Source organism: Xanthobacter sp. NM-59 (assembly GCF_021401125.1).
Classification (GTDB): domain Bacteria; phylum Pseudomonadota; class Alphaproteobacteria; order Rhizobiales; family Xanthobacteraceae; genus Xanthobacter.
In genome coordinates this window covers 154,430-173,106 of sequence record NZ_JACBFQ010000009.1, presented here as the reverse complement: position 1 = coordinate 173,106, position 18,677 = coordinate 154,430, and the positions used below count along the sequence as shown (strand labels likewise).

General features: G+C 65.7%; 12 protein-coding genes. 11 read left to right on the top strand and 1 reads right to left on the bottom strand.

The features are described 5' to 3' along the window. Window positions 1-3 precede the first annotated feature (3 nt). A complete protein-coding gene (locus tag L0966_RS16365; RefSeq protein ID WP_234053030.1) occupies window positions 4-4,875 on the bottom strand; it encodes an NAD-glutamate dehydrogenase in 4,872 nt (1,623 codons plus the stop codon). Between the two features lie 301 nt (window positions 4,876-5,176). Between L0966_RS16365 and L0966_RS16360 the strand changes: the two genes are divergently transcribed. The 11 genes from L0966_RS16360 (at window position 5,177) to L0966_RS16310 (ending at window position 18,671) form a co-directional block, all read left to right on the top strand. After that, window positions 5,177-5,719 (top strand): peroxidase-related enzyme, encoded by a 543-nt coding sequence (locus L0966_RS16360; RefSeq protein ID WP_234053084.1) that lies wholly within the window; start codon window positions 5,177-5,179, stop codon window positions 5,717-5,719. Window positions 5,720-6,036: 317 nt separating this feature from the next. Next, complete coding sequence (locus L0966_RS16355; protein ID WP_234053029.1) at window positions 6,037-6,810, top strand: ABC transporter ATP-binding protein; 774 nt, start codon at window positions 6,037-6,039, stop codon at window positions 6,808-6,810. Between the two features lies 1 nt (window position 6,811). Further along, window positions 6,812-7,525 (top strand): ABC transporter ATP-binding protein, encoded by a 714-nt coding sequence (locus tag L0966_RS16350; protein WP_234053028.1) that lies wholly within the window; start codon window positions 6,812-6,814, stop codon window positions 7,523-7,525. Between the two features lie 76 nt (window positions 7,526-7,601). Beyond that, window positions 7,602-8,813 carry an ABC transporter substrate-binding protein gene (locus tag L0966_RS16345; RefSeq protein ID WP_234053027.1) on the top strand — a complete coding sequence of 404 codons (1,212 nt, stop codon included), beginning with the start codon at window positions 7,602-7,604 and terminating at the stop codon, window positions 8,811-8,813. A gap of 69 nt (window positions 8,814-8,882) precedes the next feature. Continuing rightward, entirely contained in the window at window positions 8,883-9,764 is an 882-nt protein-coding gene (locus L0966_RS16340; protein WP_234053026.1) for a branched-chain amino acid ABC transporter permease, read from the top strand. A 10-nt stretch (window positions 9,765-9,774) separates the two neighbouring features. Then, window positions 9,775-10,767, top strand: a complete 993-nt coding sequence (locus tag L0966_RS16335) for a branched-chain amino acid ABC transporter permease (protein WP_234053025.1) — start codon at window positions 9,775-9,777, stop codon at window positions 10,765-10,767. A gap of 136 nt (window positions 10,768-10,903) precedes the next feature. Next, window positions 10,904-13,195 (top strand): FAD-dependent oxidoreductase, encoded by a 2,292-nt coding sequence (locus L0966_RS16330; protein WP_234053024.1) that lies wholly within the window; start codon window positions 10,904-10,906, stop codon window positions 13,193-13,195. A gap of 965 nt (window positions 13,196-14,160) precedes the next feature. After that, window positions 14,161-15,663 carry a PAS domain S-box protein gene (locus L0966_RS16325; protein ID WP_234053023.1) on the top strand — a complete coding sequence of 501 codons (1,503 nt, stop codon included), beginning with the start codon at window positions 14,161-14,163 and terminating at the stop codon, window positions 15,661-15,663. Next, on the top strand, window positions 15,660-16,322 hold the full coding sequence (locus tag L0966_RS16320) for a response regulator transcription factor (RefSeq protein WP_234053022.1): 663 nt from the start codon (window positions 15,660-15,662) through the stop codon (window positions 16,320-16,322). Before L0966_RS16325 ends, L0966_RS16320 begins: the two co-directional genes overlap by 4 nt. A gap of 138 nt (window positions 16,323-16,460) precedes the next feature. Then, window positions 16,461-17,342 carry a transporter gene (locus L0966_RS16315; RefSeq protein ID WP_234053021.1) on the top strand — a complete coding sequence of 294 codons (882 nt, stop codon included), beginning with the start codon at window positions 16,461-16,463 and terminating at the stop codon, window positions 17,340-17,342. A 30-nt stretch (window positions 17,343-17,372) separates the two neighbouring features. Further along, entirely contained in the window at window positions 17,373-18,671 is a 1,299-nt protein-coding gene (locus tag L0966_RS16310; RefSeq protein WP_234053020.1) for an acetamidase/formamidase family protein, read from the top strand. The last annotated feature ends 6 nt before the right edge of the window (window positions 18,672-18,677 follow it).

Below are 18,677 nucleotides of genomic sequence, written 5' to 3'. Positions count from 1 at the left end.
GTCTCAGCCGCGCACCAGATCCCCAAGCAGGCTGGCCGCGAGCGTCAGCTTGGAAAGGCTGAGGCCGGAGGCGGCGATGTCGCGCACGGTGCCGCGCATGCGCTCCACCTCGTCGCGGTGGGCGGACACATAGGCATCAAGCCCTGCCTCCCCGGCGCCGCCCTCGGTCAGGACCAGCCCGGTGATGCGCCGCAGGAAGGTTTCGAGCTGCATCAAGGCGCGGTCGAGGGCCAGGCGGTCATAGTAATCGGGCGCCACGATGCTGCGCGCCTGCATCACCAGGTCATCCACCGCGAAGTAGCGCCCGGTGGCGAAGAAGGTGCTGGCGACATCGGGGATGGGGCGGCCCGTGGTCTGGGCCAGGAGCGCGATGTCGGCCGCCGCCGCGAGCGCTTGGGTGGAGGCGAGCCGCCGCGCCAGATCCGGTGGCACCTCGTCGGCGGCGAGCTCGTCGATGCGCGCCTGGCGGGCGATCCGCCACGCCTCGGGCAGGCTCTCATCCAGCGCCGCGGCCACCGCCGCGATGCCGGCGCGATATCGCTCCACCACCGCCGCAATGCCCTCGGCGAACGAGACATTGCCGAGGAACCAGATGATGCGGCTCAGCGCCAGCTCCTCAAGCGCGGCATAGAGGCCGAGCTGGGTCATTCCCTTCACCTTGGTGTCGAGCGCATCGATCTCCGCCATGAGCTCGGGTAGCCCATAGCTGTCGCGCACCACGGCGAAGGCGCGGGTAATGGCGGCGGCGTCGGCCCCGGTCTGGTCCGCGATGCGGGCGAGGGCGGACGGGCCGCATAGGTTCACAATGGCGTTGGAAAGTCCGGTGGCGATGATCTCCCGCTTCAGCGGATGAGCGGCAATGGCCTCGGGGAAACGCGCCTCCACCTCCGGCGGGAAGTAGGTGACCAGCTCGCGGGCAAGATAGGGGTCGTCCGGCACGCTGGAGGCGACAAGGTCGGCATTGAGGGTGAGCTTGGCATAGGCCAGCAGCACCGCCAGCTCAGGCCGGGTGAGCACGTCCCCGCGCGAGCGCCGGTCGGCGATCTCTGCGTCGGAGGGCAGGAATTCCACCGCCCGGTCCAGCTCGCCGCGCGCCTCGAGCATCTGCATGAGCCGCTGCTGGAAGGCGAGGTTGTCGGCGCCGCTGCGCTGGGCCAGGGAAAGGGCCAGGGTCTGGGCATAATTGTTGCGCAGAACCAGGCGCGCCACTTCGTCGGTCATCTCCTTCAGCAGGCTGGCGCGGCTGTCGCGGGTGAGCGCCCGGGCCTCCAGCGGGTGGGCCAGGGCGATCTTGATGTTCACCTCCACGTCGGAGGTGTTCACACCCGCCGAATTGTCGATGGCATCGGTGTTGAGGCGAATGCCGCGCCGTGCCGCCTCGATGCGGGAGCGCTGGGTCATGCCCAGGTTTGCGCCCTCGCCGATGACTTTGGCGTTGAGCTCGGCGCCGGTGACGCGCACGGCATCATTGGCGCGGTCGCCGGCATCGGCGTCGGTCTCGGCGGAGGCGCGCACATAGGTGCCGATGCCGCCGAAAAACAGAAGGTCCACGGACGACTTCAGAATGGCGTTGATGAGCTCCGCCGGGGTGGCGTGGGTCTTGGGGAACCGCAGCAGCGCCTGCACTTCGTCCGAAAGCTCGATGCTCTTGGCCGAGCGCGGAAACACGCCGCCGCCGGGGGAGATGAGGCGCGCGTCATAGTCGGCCCAGGAGGAGCGCGGCAGGTCGAACAGGCGCCGGCGCTCGGCATGGGCGCGTTCCGGGTCGGGGGCGGGGTCGAGGAAAATGTGGCGATGGTCGAAGGCGGCCACCAGCTTGATGGCGGATGACAACAGCATGCCATTGCCGAACACGTCGCCGGACATGTCACCCACGCCCGCCACCGTCACCGGCGTGGTCTGAATGTCGATGTCCATCTCGCGGAAATGCCGCTTCACCGCCTCCCAGGCGCCGCGCGCGGTGATGCCCATGGCCTTGTGGTCGTAGCCCACGGAGCCGCCGGAGGCGAACGCGTCGTCCAGCCAGAAGCCGTGGCGGGCGGAAATGGCGTTGGCGGTGTCGGAGAAGGTGGCGGTGCCCTTGTCCGCGGCCACCACGAGATAGGGGTCGTCGCCGTCGAGGCGCACGGTGTCGGCGGGGTGGATCACCACGCCGCCCTTCAGGTTGTCGGTGAGGTCGAGCAGGCTGGAGACGAACAGCTCGTAGGCGGCGGTGCCTTCCGCGAAAATGGCTTCGCGGCTGCCGCCGGCGGGCAGGCGCCGGGGCACGAAGCCGCCTTTCGCCCCCACTGGCACGATCACCGCATTCTTCACCTGCTGCGCCTTCACCAGGCCGAGGATCTCGGTGCGGAAGTCCTGCGGCCGGTCGGACCAGCGCAGGCCGCCGCGCGCCACCTTGCCGAAGCGCAGATGCACGCCCTCCACGCGCGGCGCGCAGACGAAGACCTCGTAGAGCGGCCGGGGCAGGGGAAGCCCCTCCACCTTCGCGCTCTCCAGTTTGAGGGCGATCGCCTCGCGCGGGCGGCCCTCCTCGTCGGCCTGGTAATAGGTCGTGCGCACGGTCGCATCGACCAGATTGATGATGCGCCGGATGATGCGATCCTCGTCCAGGCTCGACACCTGGGTCAGCGCGCCGGCCAGCGCCTCGCGCAGGGAGCCCTCCCGGCCGGCGCGGGCCTCGGGTGTCAGCGCCGGGGCGGGATCGAAGCGGGTGCGGAACAGGGCCACGATGTCACGGGCGATGGCCTCATGCTTGGCCAGCGTGCGCCACAGATAATCAAGGCTGAAGGGAAGGCCGGCCTGGCGCAGGTAGCGTGCCAGCGTGCGCACCAAAGCGGCCTCGCGCCAGGAAAGGCCGGCATCGAGCACCAAGGCGTTGAAGCCGTCATTCTCGGCGGCTCCGCGCAGCACCGCGTTGAGGCAGTCCTCCAGGCGTTCGTCCGCCCCGGTGATGGAGATGGCGCCGCCATCGGCCCGCTCCAGCGACATGTCGTGGAGCCAGCAGCGTTCCACGCTGGGCGTGCCCTCGGCTTCCTCCTCGCTGGCGATGCTGTCGCCGTCCTGGGGCTCGATGCGGTAGGTGCGCTCGTTGATGGCCTTGAGGCCCATGTTTTCCAGCATGGGCACGCGCAGTGACAGCGGCAGCGGCGCCCCGTATGAGAGCAGGCGCAGGGAGATGCGCGTGGCCGCATCATTGGGGCGCCGGTAGAAGTCGATGGCCACCGGGCGCTCCGGCGACAGACGCTCGACGCGCTCGATGTCGGCGAGGGCGGTGGTCACGTCATAGGCGGCCTGGTAGCCGGCATCGAAGGCCGGGCCGTAGCGGTGTCGCAGCAGGGCGCCATTGGTCCCAGCCAGGACGGGGTCAGCCGTAATGGCGGCGCACAGGCGATCGGCCCAGGACTGGGTGGCGGCCGAAACGGCGCGCTCCAGCGCCGGCAGCTCCAGCTGCGGCGTCGGGCCGCCCGAGCGGTCCACCGTGTAATGCACGCGGGTGAGCGGCACGGCGGCCAGGAAGCTTTCGGTGAAAGCGGAGATGGCGCCGCCGAAGGCGCCTTCCAGGATCGTGCCCACCTGCTCGCGCACCTCCGCATCGAAGCGCTCGCGCGGCACATAGACCAGCACCGAGGCGAAGCGGCCGAAGCGATCCAGGCGCGGCAGCACCCGCACGCGCGGCCGGTCATAAAGGGAGAGGATCTCGCGGGCGTGGGTGGCGAGGGTGGCGATCTCGATCTGGAAGAAGTCGTCGCGCGGGTAGGTTTCGAGCACCGTTTCCAGCGCACGGGCGGAGTGGCTCTCCGGCTCCAGGCCGGAGCCGCGCACGACCGCATCGGCCTTCAGCCGCAGATAGGGGATTTCCCGCACCGAATGGGTGTAGGCGGCCGAGGTCAAGAGCCCCACGAGATGGACGACGCCGGTGAGCCGGCCTTTCTCGTCGTGGGTCTTGATGCCCACATAGTCCATGACATTGCGCCGGTGCACGCGCGAGCGCAGGCTGGCCTTGGAGAAGACCAGAGGCAGCGGCCCTTCCAGGAAGGAGCGGATCTCCGGCGAGGTCACCACCGGCGTGTCGCCCAGGCGCAGCGCGCGCACCGTGGGGTCGCGCAGCACGCCGAGGCCGGAGCCAGGGTCCATCTCCAGTCCGCCTTTGCCATCCAGCGTGTAGGTGCGCACCCCGAGGAAGGTGAAATTGTCCTCGGTGAGCCAGGAGATGACGTCGGCGGCCTCCAGCCTGTCCTTTTCGGAATAGGGCGTCTTGTCCTTGCGCAGGCTCTTGGCCAGGCTTTTCGCCTGCCGGCGCATGGCCTGGAAATCGGCATTGATGGCGTGGACATCGCCCAGCGTCGCCTCGATGCCGGCCTTGAGGCGCACTTGTTCTGCGGCGTCGATGGTGGCCACGTGCAGGTGGATGAGGCTTTCGCGATTGTCCTCCGCCTCCCGGTCCGAATGCTCGGCGAGGCCCGAGGCCTTGCCGTCACGGTCGCGCACCACATGGAAGATCGGGTGGGCTGCAAGCTTCAGTTGAAGTTTCCGATCAGCGAGCTCGCCGGCGACGGAATCGAACAGGAAGGCCATGTCGTCATTGATGGCCTCGATCACGGTCACGGCCGCGGCGCCCGTGCCGGCATCGAACACGCGCACGTCGGCAACGCCGCGCGGGCGGGTGATGAGGTGGGTCCAGGCGTCGCGGATCAGCCCGGCGGCCAGGGCCGGATCGAGGGGCGCGAGGTCTTCCGGCGCGATGGCGCCGAGGAAGGTGCGGGCGAACAACTCCGGCACCTCGGGCGCGGTTGCCGAGAGGATGGCGCGGATCGCGTCGATGCGTCCTTGCACGTCATGATCGGTTTCGGCAGTCTGAACGCCTTGAACAGTCATGGCCACTCCCCCGAATGGACGCCCTCGCCCGCACCGGCCCGGTTCCTCCTGGAACCGTCGGTTCCCGGTAGGGAACGTTCGGCCCGAGCCACGACGCCAAGATGACGAGGAAACGCCAATGCCCCCCACAGTGAAGACCGCGGCCGCCCGTTCAAGAGCGAAAAGCGCCGCCGCCGAAAAAACCAGCACGCCTGCGAAGCGGGCGCCCGCCGCGCCGAAGGCGGCTTCCGCCCCGGCCAAGGCTGCCGCGGTGGTGACGCGCAAGCGGGACGACACGCCCGCCATCGCGCTCGACCTGCCCATGGCGGAGCTGGACGCGGCGAATGAGGCGTATTTCGAGAAGTGCCGCACCAAGATCGGCTTCGTGCCCAATGTCTTGCAGGCCTATGCCTTCGACCTGGCGAAGCTTTCCGCTTTTTCCGCCATGTACAACGATCTGATGCTGGCTCCCTCCGGTCTGTCCAAGCTGGAGCGGGAGATGATCGCCGTTGCCGTTTCCAGCGTGAATCGCTGCTATTACTGCCTCACCGCCCACGGCGCAGCGGTGCGCCAGCTGTCGGGCGATCCGGTGCTGGGCGAGCAATTGGTGATGAACTATCGCGCCGCCCGGCTCGATCCGCGCCAGCGCGCCATGCTCGATTTCGCCGTGAAGCTCACCGAGCGCCCCCATGAGGTGGAAGAGGCTGATCGTGCCACTCTGCGGAATGTCGGTTTCACGGAGCGGGACATCTGGGATATCGGCGCCGTCACCGGTTTCTTCAACATGACGAATCGCCTGGCCTCCGCCACCGACATGAGGCCGAACGAATCCTATCACGGGGACGCGCGCGCCCTGGCGCAATAACGGCTCGCACGCCGGTGCAACGGGCCCGCCAGGGCATCGGTGCGCGGCGTGGATGCCCTCAACCATGTGGGCATCACAAAAATTTTTCCGAGCGTACGCTCGTTCTATTCCGCATTGTGGTATGAAGGACTTGGCCTCTCGGCGGACGAATGTTCGCTGGGAGGACCGGTTGACGCATCCGGCGCATCGCGTGCTAGGGTGCGCCGCACGATAAAGCGCACCGCTCAAGGTGCCGATCCGGAGGAAACCGCCAGAAGGGTGCGCACAGCGTGCGCGCATGCGCCCCCATGGCCTCAACACGAGGGCGCCCACCGATCATGGACACCGTCGCAGACGTGCCCTACATCGTTGAAGCATCAGGTCTCACGAAGGAGTTCAAGGGGTTCGCGGCCGTCAAGAACGTGAACCTCAAGATCCGCCGCCACACCATTCACGCCCTCATCGGGCCGAATGGAGCGGGCAAGACCACATGCTTCAATCTCATCACCAAGTTTCTGGAGCCGACCCGCGGAACCATCCGCCTCAACGGCCGCGATATCACGCGTACGCCGCCGGCCGACGTGGCGCGGCAGGGCATGGTGCGTTCGTTCCAGATCTCGGCCACGTTCCCGCATCTCACGGTGTTGGAGAATGTGCGCATCGCGCTGCAGCGGCCCTTGGGCAATTCGTTCCGCTTCTGGCAGTCCGACGCGACGCTCAACGAGCTGAACGATCGCGCGTTGGAGCTGCTGGAGGACGTGGACCTGACCTCCTATCGCGACCATCTCGCGGTGGAGCTGCCCTATGGCCGCAAGCGCGCCCTGGAAATCGCCACCACACTCGCGCTTGACCCTGAGATGCTGCTGCTGGACGAGCCCACTTCCGGCATGGGCCGGGAGGATATCGCCCGCACGGCCGAGCTCATCAAGCGGGTCTCGGCCAACCGCACCATCCTCATGGTGGAGCACAATCTCTCGGTGGTGGCGGACCTCTCGGACATGATCACCGTGCTGGCGCGCGGCGAGATCCTCACCGAGGGGCCCTATGCCGAGGTTTCCAAGAACCCGCAGGTCGTCGAGGCCTATATGGGCACCGGGCATGGAGCGCACTGACATGGCCGAGACCAACGCGCCCCTGCTTCAGGTGAAGGACCTGCACGGCCATTATGGCGAGAGCCATGTGCTGCACGGCATGACCTTCGACGTGCATCCCGGCGAGGTGGTGACCCTGCTCGGCCGCAATGGCGCCGGCAAGACCACCACCATGCGGGCCATCATGGGCCTCTTGCGCAAGCGTGCCGGCTCCATCCGCTATGAAGGCACGGAGACGGTGGGCCTCGCGCCCAACAAGATCGCCCGCCTCGGCATCGCCATCTGCCCGGAGGAGCGCGGCATCTTCGCGTCTCTCTCGGTGCGCGAGAACCTCCTGCTGCCGCCGGTGGTGCTGCCGGGCGGGCTCACAGTGGACGAGATCCACGAACTGTTCCCGCGCCTCGATGAGCGCCGCAACAGCCAGGGCACCAAGCTTTCCGGCGGCGAGCAGCAGATGCTGGCCATCGCCCGCATCCTGCGCACGGGCGCCAAGCTGCTGCTGCTGGATGAGCCGAGCGAGGGCCTGGCCCCCGTCATCGTGCAGCATATCGGCCAAATCATCCGCGACCTGAAGAAAAAGGGCTTCACGGTGCTGCTGGTGGAGCAGAACTTCCACTTCGCCTCCACCGTCGCCGACCGCCACTATGTGGTCGAGCATGGTCGCGTGGTGGACATGGTGGAGAATGACAAGATCGCGGAAAACGCGGCGCGTCTCGAAGCATTCCTGGGCGTGTGATTCGATCAGTGCGCCCAGTGCACTTGTGTTCCTGACAAATATAAAGCCGGCGAAAGTCCGGCACGGAGGAGACATCATGCGATTTGCTGCCATTCTGCTGGCGGCCACGAGCCTCGTCGGCATCGGCGTGGCCCAGGCTGCAGACCCCGTTCCCGTGAAGATCGGCGTGCTCAACGATCAGTCCGGCCTTTATGCCGATCTCGGCGGGCCCGGCTCGGTTTGGGCCGCCAAGAAGGCGGTGGAAGACTTCGGTGCCGCCGCCAAGGGCCTGAAGGTGGAGGTGATCGCCGCCGACCACCAGAACAAGGCCGACGTGGGCACCTCCATCGCCCGCAAGTGGTACGATACGGAAGGCGTGGACGTGATCCTCGACACGCCCAATTCCGGCGTGGCCCTCGCGGTCTCCGGCGTGACGCAGGAGAAGAACAAGGTCTTCATCAATTCCGGCGCCGCCACCTCCGACCTCACCGGCAAGGCCTGCACGCCCAATACCGTGCATTGGACCTATGATACCTGGGCGCTCGCGAACGGCACCGGCAAGGCGATCGTGAAGACTGGTGGCGACACCTGGTTCTTCCTCACCGCCGATTATGCCTTCGGCCACGCGCTGGAGCGCGACACCTCCAAGGTGGTGGTGGACAATGGCGGCAAGGTGGTGGGTTCCGTGAAGGTGCCGCTCAACAATGCGGACTTCTCCTCCTTCCTGCTGCAGGCGCAAAGCTCTAAGGCCAAGATCATCGGCCTTGCCAATGCCGGTGGTGACACCATCAATTCCATCAAGCAGGCGTCGGAATACGGCATCGTCGAGGGTGGGCAGAAGCTTGCCGGCCTGCTGATCTTCCTCACCGATGTGCATTCGCTGGGCCTGAAGACCGCGCAGGGGCTGAACCTCACCTCCGCCTGGTACTGGGACCAGACCGACGCCAACCGCAAGTTCGCAGACGAATTCGCTAAGGCCAATGGCGGCCGGCGCCCCACCATGGTGCAGGCCGGCGTGTATTCGGGCGTGCTGCACTATCTGAAGGCGGTCGAGGCCTTGAAGTCCGCCAAGGATGGCGCGGCCGTGGTGGCCGAGATGAAGAAGATCCCCACCGACGACCCGCTGTTCGGCAAGGGCGAGGTGCGCGCGGACGGGCGCCACATCCACCCCATGTACCTCTACGAGGTGAAGAAGCCGTCCGAATCCAAGGGGCCGTGGGATTATTACATCCTGAAGGCGACCATTCCCGCCAATGAAGCGTTCCGCCCGCTGAGCGAGAGCGACTGCCCCCTGGTGAAGAAGGGCTGAGGCCAACTCGAGACGGGCCGACCTTCCCCCGCGGGCCGGCCCGCTTTCTCCTGACGAGACGGATGTCCCATGTTCGAGCTTCTCGGCATTCCTCCCCAGGCGCTGTTTGGCCAGCTGCTGCTGGGCCTTATCAACGGCGCGTTCTACGCCATGCTGAGCCTCGGGCTCGCGGTGATCTTCGGCCTGTTGAACGTCATCAACTTCACCCACGGCGCGCAATACATGATGGGCGCGTTCGCGGCGTGGATGCTGCTCAACTATCTGGGCGTGCCGTTCTGGGGCGCGCTCGTCATCGCGCCGGTGATCGTTGCTATCATCGGCATGGTGATCGAGCGCACGCTCTTGCGGCGCCTCTATAATCTCGATCATCTCTACGGCCTGCTGCTCACCTTCGGCCTCGCGCTCATCTTCGAGGGGCTGTTCCGGCGGCAATACGGGTCGTCGGGCCTGCCCTACAACAATCCGCTGCCGGGCGGCACCAATCTGGGCTTCATGTTCCTGCCCAATTACCGCGCCTTCGTGGTGGTGGCCTCGCTGGTGGTGTGCTTCGCCACCTGGTTCGTCATCGAACGCACGAAGCTCGGCTCTTACCTGCGCGCGGCCACCGAGCGGCCGGATCTGGTGCAGGCCTTTGGCATCGACGTGCCGCGCATGATCACGCTCACCTACGGCTTCGGCGTGGGCTTGGCGGCGCTCGCCGGCGTGCTCGCGGCGCCCGCCTACCAGGTGAGCCCTACCATGGGCTCAAACCTCATCATCGTGGTGTTCGCGGTAGTGGTGATCGGCGGCATGGGCTCCATCATGGGCGCCATCCTCACCGGCTTCGGCCTGGGCGTGGTGGAGGGTCTCACAAAGGTGTTCTACCCGGAGGCCTCGTCCACCGTGATTTTCGTCATCATGGCCATCGTGCTCATGGTGAAGCCCGCCGGCCTGTTCGGCACGGCGAAGTGAGGCGGCTGCCATGAGCGCATCGACCAGTTCTTCTTCCCGCGCCCCGGCCGGCGCCGCCTCCGGTGGCTCGTCCGTGCTCACCGTGATGGGCCTTGCGGCCATCGCGGTGCTGCTGGTGGCGCCGTTCGGCGTCTATCCCGTGTTCCTGATGAAGGTGATGTGCTTCGCGCTGTTCGCGTGCGCCTTCAACCTGATGCTGGGCTATACGGGCCTGCTCTCGTTCGGCCATGCCATGTTCTTCGGCGGCTCGGCCTACATCACCGCCCACACCATCAAGGTGATGGGCTTCTCGCCGGAGCTGGGTATTCTGGCGGGCGTCGCGTTCGCGGCGGCGCTGGGCTTCGTCGTGGGCATCATCGCCATCCGCCGGCAGGGCATTTATTTCGCAATGGTCACGCTGGCCCTGGCGCAGATGTTCTTCTTCTTCTGCCTCCAGGCCCCCTTCACCGGCGGCGAGGATGGTCTGCAGTCGGTGCCGCGCCGGCCGCTGTTCGGCTTCATCGACATCACCAACGACGTGCATCTGTATTACGTGGTGCTGGCCATCTTCGTGATCGGCTTCCTGGTCATCTACCGCACCATCCACTCGCCGTTCGGGCAGGTGCTCAAGGCCATCCGCGAGAATGAGCCGCGCGCCATCTCGCTGGGCTATCGGGCGAACCAGTACAAGCTGCTCGCGTTCGTGCTGTCGGCGGGCCTGGCGGGTCTTGCGGGCTCCACCAAGGTGCTCGTGTTCCAGCTGGCCTCGCTCACGGACGTGGCCTGGCAGATGTCCGGCGAGGTGATCCTGATGACGCTGGTGGGCGGCATGGGCACCATTCTCGGCCCGGTGGTGGGCGCCGCTGTCATCGTCACCATGCAGAACTATCTTGCCGGGCTCGGCGAGTGGGTGCTGGTGATCCAGGGCGTCATTTTCGTGGCCGCGGTGTCGCTGTTCCGCAGGGGCATCGTGGGCGAGGTGCTCGCCATCGCCAAGTATTACGGGAGCCGGAAGGCCGGCTGAACCGGCGCCCGCGCGGCGCGACAGCGATCTTTTTGATTGCGTGTCATGTCGCTAGGCTATCCTCTGTCGCGACAGGTCACCAGGAGCAGGCGCCATGTGGTGCCGGCTCCTGGTGCCGGATTGGCGAGGGGAAGCGATGAACGCGGTCGGACCAGCGCAAGAGCAGCTTCATGGCGGCATCACGCGCTATGCGGACTGCCTGCTGCTCGGGGGCGGCATCGCCAGTGCTTCGGCGGCCGCAACCCTGCGGTCGGAGGGGGCCACCGGCTCCGTGATGATGGTTTCGGCCGAGGATGTGCCGCCCTATCATCACACGGCCCTGTCCAAGGGCCTGCTGCTGGGCGACGACCCGGATGGGCACATCTACATCCATCCCCAGAGTTTCTATGAAGAGAATGCCATCTCGCTGGTGCTGGGCACCAAGGTGGTGCGGATCGACACGGTCAAGCAGCAGATCGTCACCGCCGCTGGCGAGCACATCGGCTATGGCCAACTGCTGATCGCCACCGGCGCCAAGCCGCGTCCGCTGGACGTGCCGGGCGCCAAGCTGCCCGGCGTCTTCAGCCTGCGCCACAAGACCGATGCGGATGCCATTCGCGCCGCCATGGTCGGGGCCAAGCGGGCGGTGGTGCTGGGTGGCAGCTATCTCGGCATGGAAATCGCCATGTCGCTGCTGGAGAAGGGCCTCAAGGTCACCATCATCGAGAAGGGGCCGCGCCTTCTGCCCCATCTGGAAGCTCACAGCCTGTCCCAATATTTCGAGGGCTATGCACGCGAGCGGGGCGCCACCCTGCTGCTGGGCGACGCGGTCAGCGCCGTGCGCGGCAAGAACAAGGTGGAGGGGGTGGAAACCGCGGGCGGCCGCCGGGTGCCGTGCGAGCTCGTTGTCGTTTCCATCGGCGCGACCCCGGCCACCAGCTTTCTCGCGGGGAGCGGCATTCCCCTCGACGACGAGGGCTATGTGCTGGTGGACGAACAGTTGCGCACGGGCGTCGCCAATGTGTTCGCCGCCGGCGACATCACCAATTTCCATGATCCCGTGTTCGCCCGACGCCGTCACCTGCAGCATTGGGACAATGCGCTGAAGCAGGGCCGGCTGGCCGCCCGCAACATGCTGGGGCGCCGGCTGCGCTATGACGAAGTCTCCTATTTCTTCTGCGAGGTGGGCGACATCGGCTTCAACGTGCTCGGCGCCACCGAGGAGGCGGACAACTGGATTGCGCGCGGTTCTCTGGAGAACGGCTCGTTCGGGCTCTTCTACCTGAAGGGAGATGTGCCGCGCGCACTGTTCACCGTGGGGCGGCCGCCCGATGAAATCCGGGTGGCGGAAGGGCTGATCCGCTATCGGGTGTCTCTCGGCGCGGTGAAGCATCGCCTGCGCGAGCCGAGCTTCGTGCTTGATCACATCCCCACCCAGACGGCGCTGATTCTCCAGGGCGGCGGCGCGCTCGGCGCGTTCGAGTGCGGGGTGGTGAAGGCGCTGGAGGAAGAGGGCATTTTCCCCGACATCGTCGCCGGCGTCTCGATCGGCGCGCTGAACGGCGCGGTGGTGGCGGCCAATCCGCGCCATGCCACAGAGGCGCTGGAATCCTTCTGGGCCGACCTGTCCGTGGCCACCCCGCAGCTCCCCTTTCTGGAGATGCGGCGGGCGGCGGCGGCCTCCACCATTCTCACCATGGGCGTGCCGAACTTCTTCACGCCGCGCTGGGTCATCCCCCCGCGTGGGCCGGAGGACTGGCCGGCCAACTGGACCAGCTATTACGACACCTCGCCCATGAAGGCGCTGCTGGCCAAATATGTGGACTTCTCCACCTTGAAGGACAGCCCGGTCCGGCTGCTGATGAGCGCGGTGAACGTCACCACCGCCAGCCTGGAGGTGTTCGACAGCTATGTGGACGAGCTGACCGCCGACCACGTTCTGGCCAGCGGCAGCCTGCCGCCGAGCTTCCCTTGGACCATCATCGACGGCAAGCCTTATTGGGATGGCGGGATCGTCAACAATTCGCCGCTGGATCTGCTGCTGGAGCGCTGCGGGCCGGACGGCAAGCGGGTCTTCATCGTCGACCTGTTCTCCGGCCGCCGGCCGCTGCCCTCAAACATGATCGAAGTGTTCGCGCGGCGCGAGGAGATCGTCTATTCCGAACGGGTGCAGAGTGATCTGCATTATCGCGAGAAGATCGAATATTATCGCAAGCTGGTCGACCACATCGTCAGCCGCCTCGACGATGTGGAGGCGGCCAAGGTGAAGCGTCTGCCCGCCTTTATCCAGCTCATGGGCGATGGCGCCATGAGCTCCATGACCCGCATCGTCCGCAGCGGCCAGGGCGCGGAGCATGCTTCGCGCGACTATGATTTCTCCGATCTCGCGGTGCAGGCCAATATTGCCGACGGTTATGCCGAGGCGAAGCGGGCCTTAGGGCACGCCTGAGGCATTTCAAGGCTTCCGTTGAAGGGGAGGCGCACGCCGCGTGCGGCGGCGCGGGCGGGCTCCTCATTCACGCCCCGTGCGTAGAGCGCGCGGACGCGCCCTTATCCCGTGACATAGGTTGCCCCGTCGTGCCGGGACCTGATGTGACTGCGCTTAACACGCAGCGATCGCCCTTGTGCCCTTCCCGGCCACCAGCCGTGGTCCACGCCGTTTCCTGCGGGCTCTCTTGTCGCGCTCCGGGGGCAGTTTGACGGGCCGGACGGTGAAATGGGGGCTCACCATCCGGCCCGCTAGCCCATGCCGGTCAGGGCTTGGCATGGGTAGCTCAAATTTCACCGCGAGCTCGCGCCCTCGGGGGGAGCCTTCAGCTCGCATGTTCGCGGTGCACAGCAACCTGAAATCAAGTGTGCTCGCATCGCGAGTAATTTGTCTTATCAAGTTTCAGAGCGCGCGAAAAGAAATAAATCTTCTGTTGAATTGGTATTGGTTGGCCTTTTGGAGTGAGGAGACGGTTTTGTTCCACTCCGGAATTTTCTGCATAAATTGTAGTTTTATCAGCGAGATACGACCATATCCCATCATGCAATGCGTGTATGACGGAATATAGCTTTTAGCAAGTCTTCCGTAGGGTTATATGGATGCCATGCTATCTTCTGCCGCAGGCGATGGCTTGAGTCGGTTGTGTGAGTCGTGGATTTAGCTTTTGGTGCGAAATGAAACCTTAGCGCGAACGTGCCTCGGCTTGCGGGTCGCGCGCCGGGGCCTCTTGGTGTTGGTTTGCTTCAAAGTGGAATAAACTTTCCGGTTGTGGTTCGCGGCAGGGCATCTCACCTCCGCGAAGCCTCGGCGCCGATGCGGAAAAAATGTGCACCGTAGGATCGCGACTTGAAAATGGGCGGGGAAACGACACATGACTGTCGCATGTACCCTCGATTGCGCCCTTTGCCCCTGCGAGCCAGCTTGCCATGAGCCAGCTTTCCGACAGCCATTACCGAACCGCATTCGAGAACGCGAGCGACGCGATCTTCATCCATGATCCTGACGACGGGCAGATCCTGGAGGCCAACGAGACCTCGGAACTGCTGACCGGGTACTCGCGCGATGAATTGCTGACCATGACGGTTGCGGGCATCAGCCCGCCGCGCAAGCCCTTCTGCCCGGAGCAGGCGCTGCGGCTCATCCGCCGCGCCAGCGAGCAGGGCGGCTCGACCTTTGAGTGGACCATACTGCCGCGCGGGGGCGATGAGCTGCCGGTGGAGGTGAACCTCAAGGTCATCACCGTGGAAGGGCGCCGGCTGGTGCTGGCGCTGTTCCGCGACATTCGCGAGCGCAAGCTCTATGAGGAGCGGCTGATTGCGCGCGAGGCCCATTTCCGGCGCCTGATCCAGCATTCCTCCGATGGCATTGCCATCGTGCAGCCCAACGGCCGGCTGCGCTATGTGTCACCCTCCATCTCCACGGTGTTGGGCTATGACGAACGTCGCGCCACCGGCCGCAACGTGCTGGACTATATCCATCCTGCGGACATCGAACGGGTCCGCCTGCTGCTGCGTCCCGAGGGGCAGATCCCGGCCGACGCGGATGGGGCCCAGCACGTCACCTATCGCATCCTCCACCGCGACGGCGGCTGGCGCCATCACGAGGCGACGGTGAAGAACCTGCTGCGGACCTCCGAGATGGAGGGCATCCTGGTCAATTACCGCGACGTGACCGAGCGCGTGGAGGCCGAGCGCAAGGCACGCGAGCGTGAGCGTGAGCTGGAGCATGTGGCGCGCTGCCGCTCCATGGGCGAATTGGCCTCGGCCCTGGCCCACGAGTTGAACCAGCCGTTCGCGGCCATCGGCAATTATATCGGCGGCTGCATCCATCGCCTGGAGAGCGGCCGCTTCGATCCGGACGAGACGCTGACGGCGCTGCGCGAGGTGAATGCCCAGGCTGAGCGGGCAGGGCGCATCATGGGGTCCATCCTCAATTTCACGCGCCGAAATGAACCCCAGCGCCAGCAGGTGGATGTGAACGAGATGGTGCGGGACGTGGCCTCCTTCATCGACCTGAAGGCGGAGCGATCCGAGGCGCGGGTGGAATATGGGCTGTGCGAGCAGCCGGTCAGCGCGGTGGCGGACCCCATCCTCATCGAGCAGGTCATCCTCAACATTGCTTTCAATGGCATCGAGGCGATGGCCGCCACGGCGCCCGGGCGGCGGGTGCTGCGGATCACCACCGATCGGCTGCCGCGCGCCGTGCGCATCTCGGTGGAGGACAATGGCCACGGCCTGCCGCGCATGAATCCGGACCAGATCTTCGACGCCTTCTACACCACCAAGAAGGAGGGGCTGGGCATCGGCCTGGCTCTGTGCCGCACCATCGTCGATTCCCATGCCGGGCACATGTGGGCGACATCCGGGGCGAGGGGCACGGTGTTCCACGTCGCCTTGCCCATCGAGGAAGAAAAGGGAGGCCGCGCATGAGCACACCGCCGCGACCGGAGGCCGGGGCCCCCGTGCCTGTCGTCTATATCGTGGATGACGACGACGCGGTGCGCACCTCCCTGCGCTTCCTTTTGGAATCCGTTGGGTGTGACTTGCGCGTGTGCGCGGGGGCGGCCGAGTTCCTCGATGCCTATGACACGGGCAGGCCCGGCTGCGTGGTGCTCGACGTGCGCATGCCCATGATGGGCGGTTTCGACCTTCAGAAGGAGCTGTCGCGGCGGGGCGCGCCCTTGCCCATCGTCTTCATCACCGGCCATGGCGACGTGCCCATGTCGGTGCGGGCGCTCAAAAGCGGGGCTTTCGACTTCATCCAGAAGCCCTTCAATTATCAGGTGATGATCGACACCATCCAGGCGGCCGTGGCGGAAGGCGCACGCCTTTTTGCCGAGGCGCAGCACAATACGCGCCGGGCCCAGCGCCTGCATTCCCTCTCCCCCCGCGAGCGGGCGGTACTTGACCTGATGATCGAAGGGCATCAAAATAAGCAGATCGCCCATGAATTGGGCATCAGTCCCAAGACCGTCGAGGTGCATCGCGCCAATATTCGACAGAAGTTGGGCACCGACAGCCTTGCCAAGATTGTGCAGATGGTGTGCGGCGTGAAGCCGGCATCTGGGGAGACCCCCGACATCCATTAGGGAAAACCCTAATAGGTCTGCGATCGTCCCCAATTGAGGGCGATCCGTGCGCCTTTCTAAAGTGACTCCAGAACCTGCGGGGACGCGGGAGCCAGCCGGAAGTCAAATCTGGCGGCGAAACCTGACACTGGGGTCACGATGTCTCACACAGCACAGCGTATTCTTGTTGCCACTTCGCTGCTGTTCTGCGGCGCGGGGGCGGCGCACGCCACCGAAGGTGGTGGCGGCTCCTACCAGAACGGCGCCGAAAGCTTCATGACCGGCTATCTGCCGCCGCCCGGTTTCTATCTGGTCAGCTACAACGAATATTATACGGCCAGCACCTTCAAGAACAGCAGTCCGCTCTTCAACGACTTCAGTGCCACGGCCGCGGCCACCGTATTCCGCGCCATCTATGTTACCGATGTGCAGATCCTGGGCGCCAACTGGGCCATGCACGCCTTCCTGCCCATCGCCAGCGTGGACGCGTCCTTCGGCGGCATGTCGGGGCATTCCACCGGCATCAGCGATATCACCATCGATCCCTTTATTCTGGGCTGGCACTTCGGCGACTGGAACTTCATCACCGGCTTCGACATCACCTTGCCGACCGGGCGCTACGATGCGAACTCGCTCGCCAATACCGGGCGGAACTACTTCACTTTCACGCCCGTCTTCGCCTTCACCTACCTGAATAAGGATGGTTGGGAGTTCTCCGCGAAGGTCATGTACGACTTCAACACGGAGAACCAGGATACCAACTACCAGTCCGGCCAGGAGTTGCACACGGACTTCGTGGCGGCCAAGCATTTCGGCCCGTTCGCCATCGGCGTCGGCGGCTATGCCTATAAGCAGACCACGCCTGACAGTGGCCTTGGCGCCGTGTTCGGCGGCTTTGAAGGGCAGGCGGTCGGTCTCGGCCCGCAGATCATGTACACGTCCGGAAAACTCACCGCTGTCGCCAAGTATATGAGCGAGTTCGCGGTGGAAAATAAGCCGCAGGGCGACCGGGTGTGGGTCAACATCATCGCTGCTTTCTGAATTTCTGCACATTTTTCGGAGTTCAAGATCATGCCGGCTGTGCCCGTCATCGATGTGTTTTCCTATTCCGGCGGCATCGTCGGTCCGTCGGTTCCCATGCTCGGCCCGGTGGCCGATGGCGGCACCATCCGCACCGGCACGCCTCCGGGCTGCTGGGGGCCCATGATCACCCCCAAATTCCAGGGTGGTCATGAGGTGACCCAGCCGGTGGCCGTGGAGGGCGCCGAGGTGGGCGACGCGGTGGCCATCAAGATCCGCAGGATGCAGGTCACCTCGCTCGCCACCGCCTCGGGCGTGATGGAGTTTGTGGAGGGGCGTTATCAGGGTGACCCCTTCGTGGCCAAGCTCTGCCCGGTGTGCGGCACCATGAGCCCGCCGAGCCACGTGGAAGGCATCGGCGACGAGGCCATTCACTGCGACGTCTGCGGCTCCGAGGTGAATGCGTTCCGTGTCGCCAATGGCTATGTGATCGTGCTGGACCGCGAGGCGGGCGTGAGCCTCACCGTCAGCAAGGACGTGGCGGCGAAGCTGGCCGGCGAGGCGAGCGCGTTCTCGGCCCTGCCGGCGGCGGCGGAGCAGCATTCCATCCTCAGCCTTGCCCATGCGGACATTGCGGGCCTTGCGGCCCACATGCAGCCCTTCCTCGGCAATATCGGCTCGACTCCTTCGGCCGACATTCCGGACTCCCACAATGCGGGCGATTTCGGCTCCTTCCTGGTGGGCGCGCCGCACAAATACGCGCTGACCGCCGAGGCCCTGGCCGCCGCCAAGACCGATGGCCACATGGACACCAATTCGGTGCGCGAGGGGGCCATCCTCATCTGCCCGGTGAAGGTGAAGGGCGCCGGCATCTATATGGGCGACATGCACGCCCAGCAGGGCAATGGCGAGATCGCCGGCCACGCCACCGACGTCTCGGGCGAGACCGAGGTCGAGGTGGAGGTCATCAAGGGCCTTGGCATCGATGGCCCCATCCTGCTCCAGCGCCCCGACGACCTGCCGCCCATGGCACGCCCCATGACCGGCGCCCAGAAGGCTGCCGTGAAGGCGCTCGGCGCCCGCTACGGCCAGATGGAGGTGGAGGAGAACGGCCCCATCACCTTCATCGGCTCCGCCGCCAACCTCAATGATGCCACCAAGAACGGCCTGGAGCGCGCCGCCGCCATCACGGGCCTGCCCTACGACGAGATCCTGAACCGGGCCACCATCACCGGCTCCATCGAGATCAGCCGTCTGCCGGGCGTGGTGCGCGTCACCTTCCTCTGCCCCATGTCGATCCTGGAACGGCTCGGCATCGCCCATCTCGTGCGCGCCCAATACGGACTTTGAGGAGCA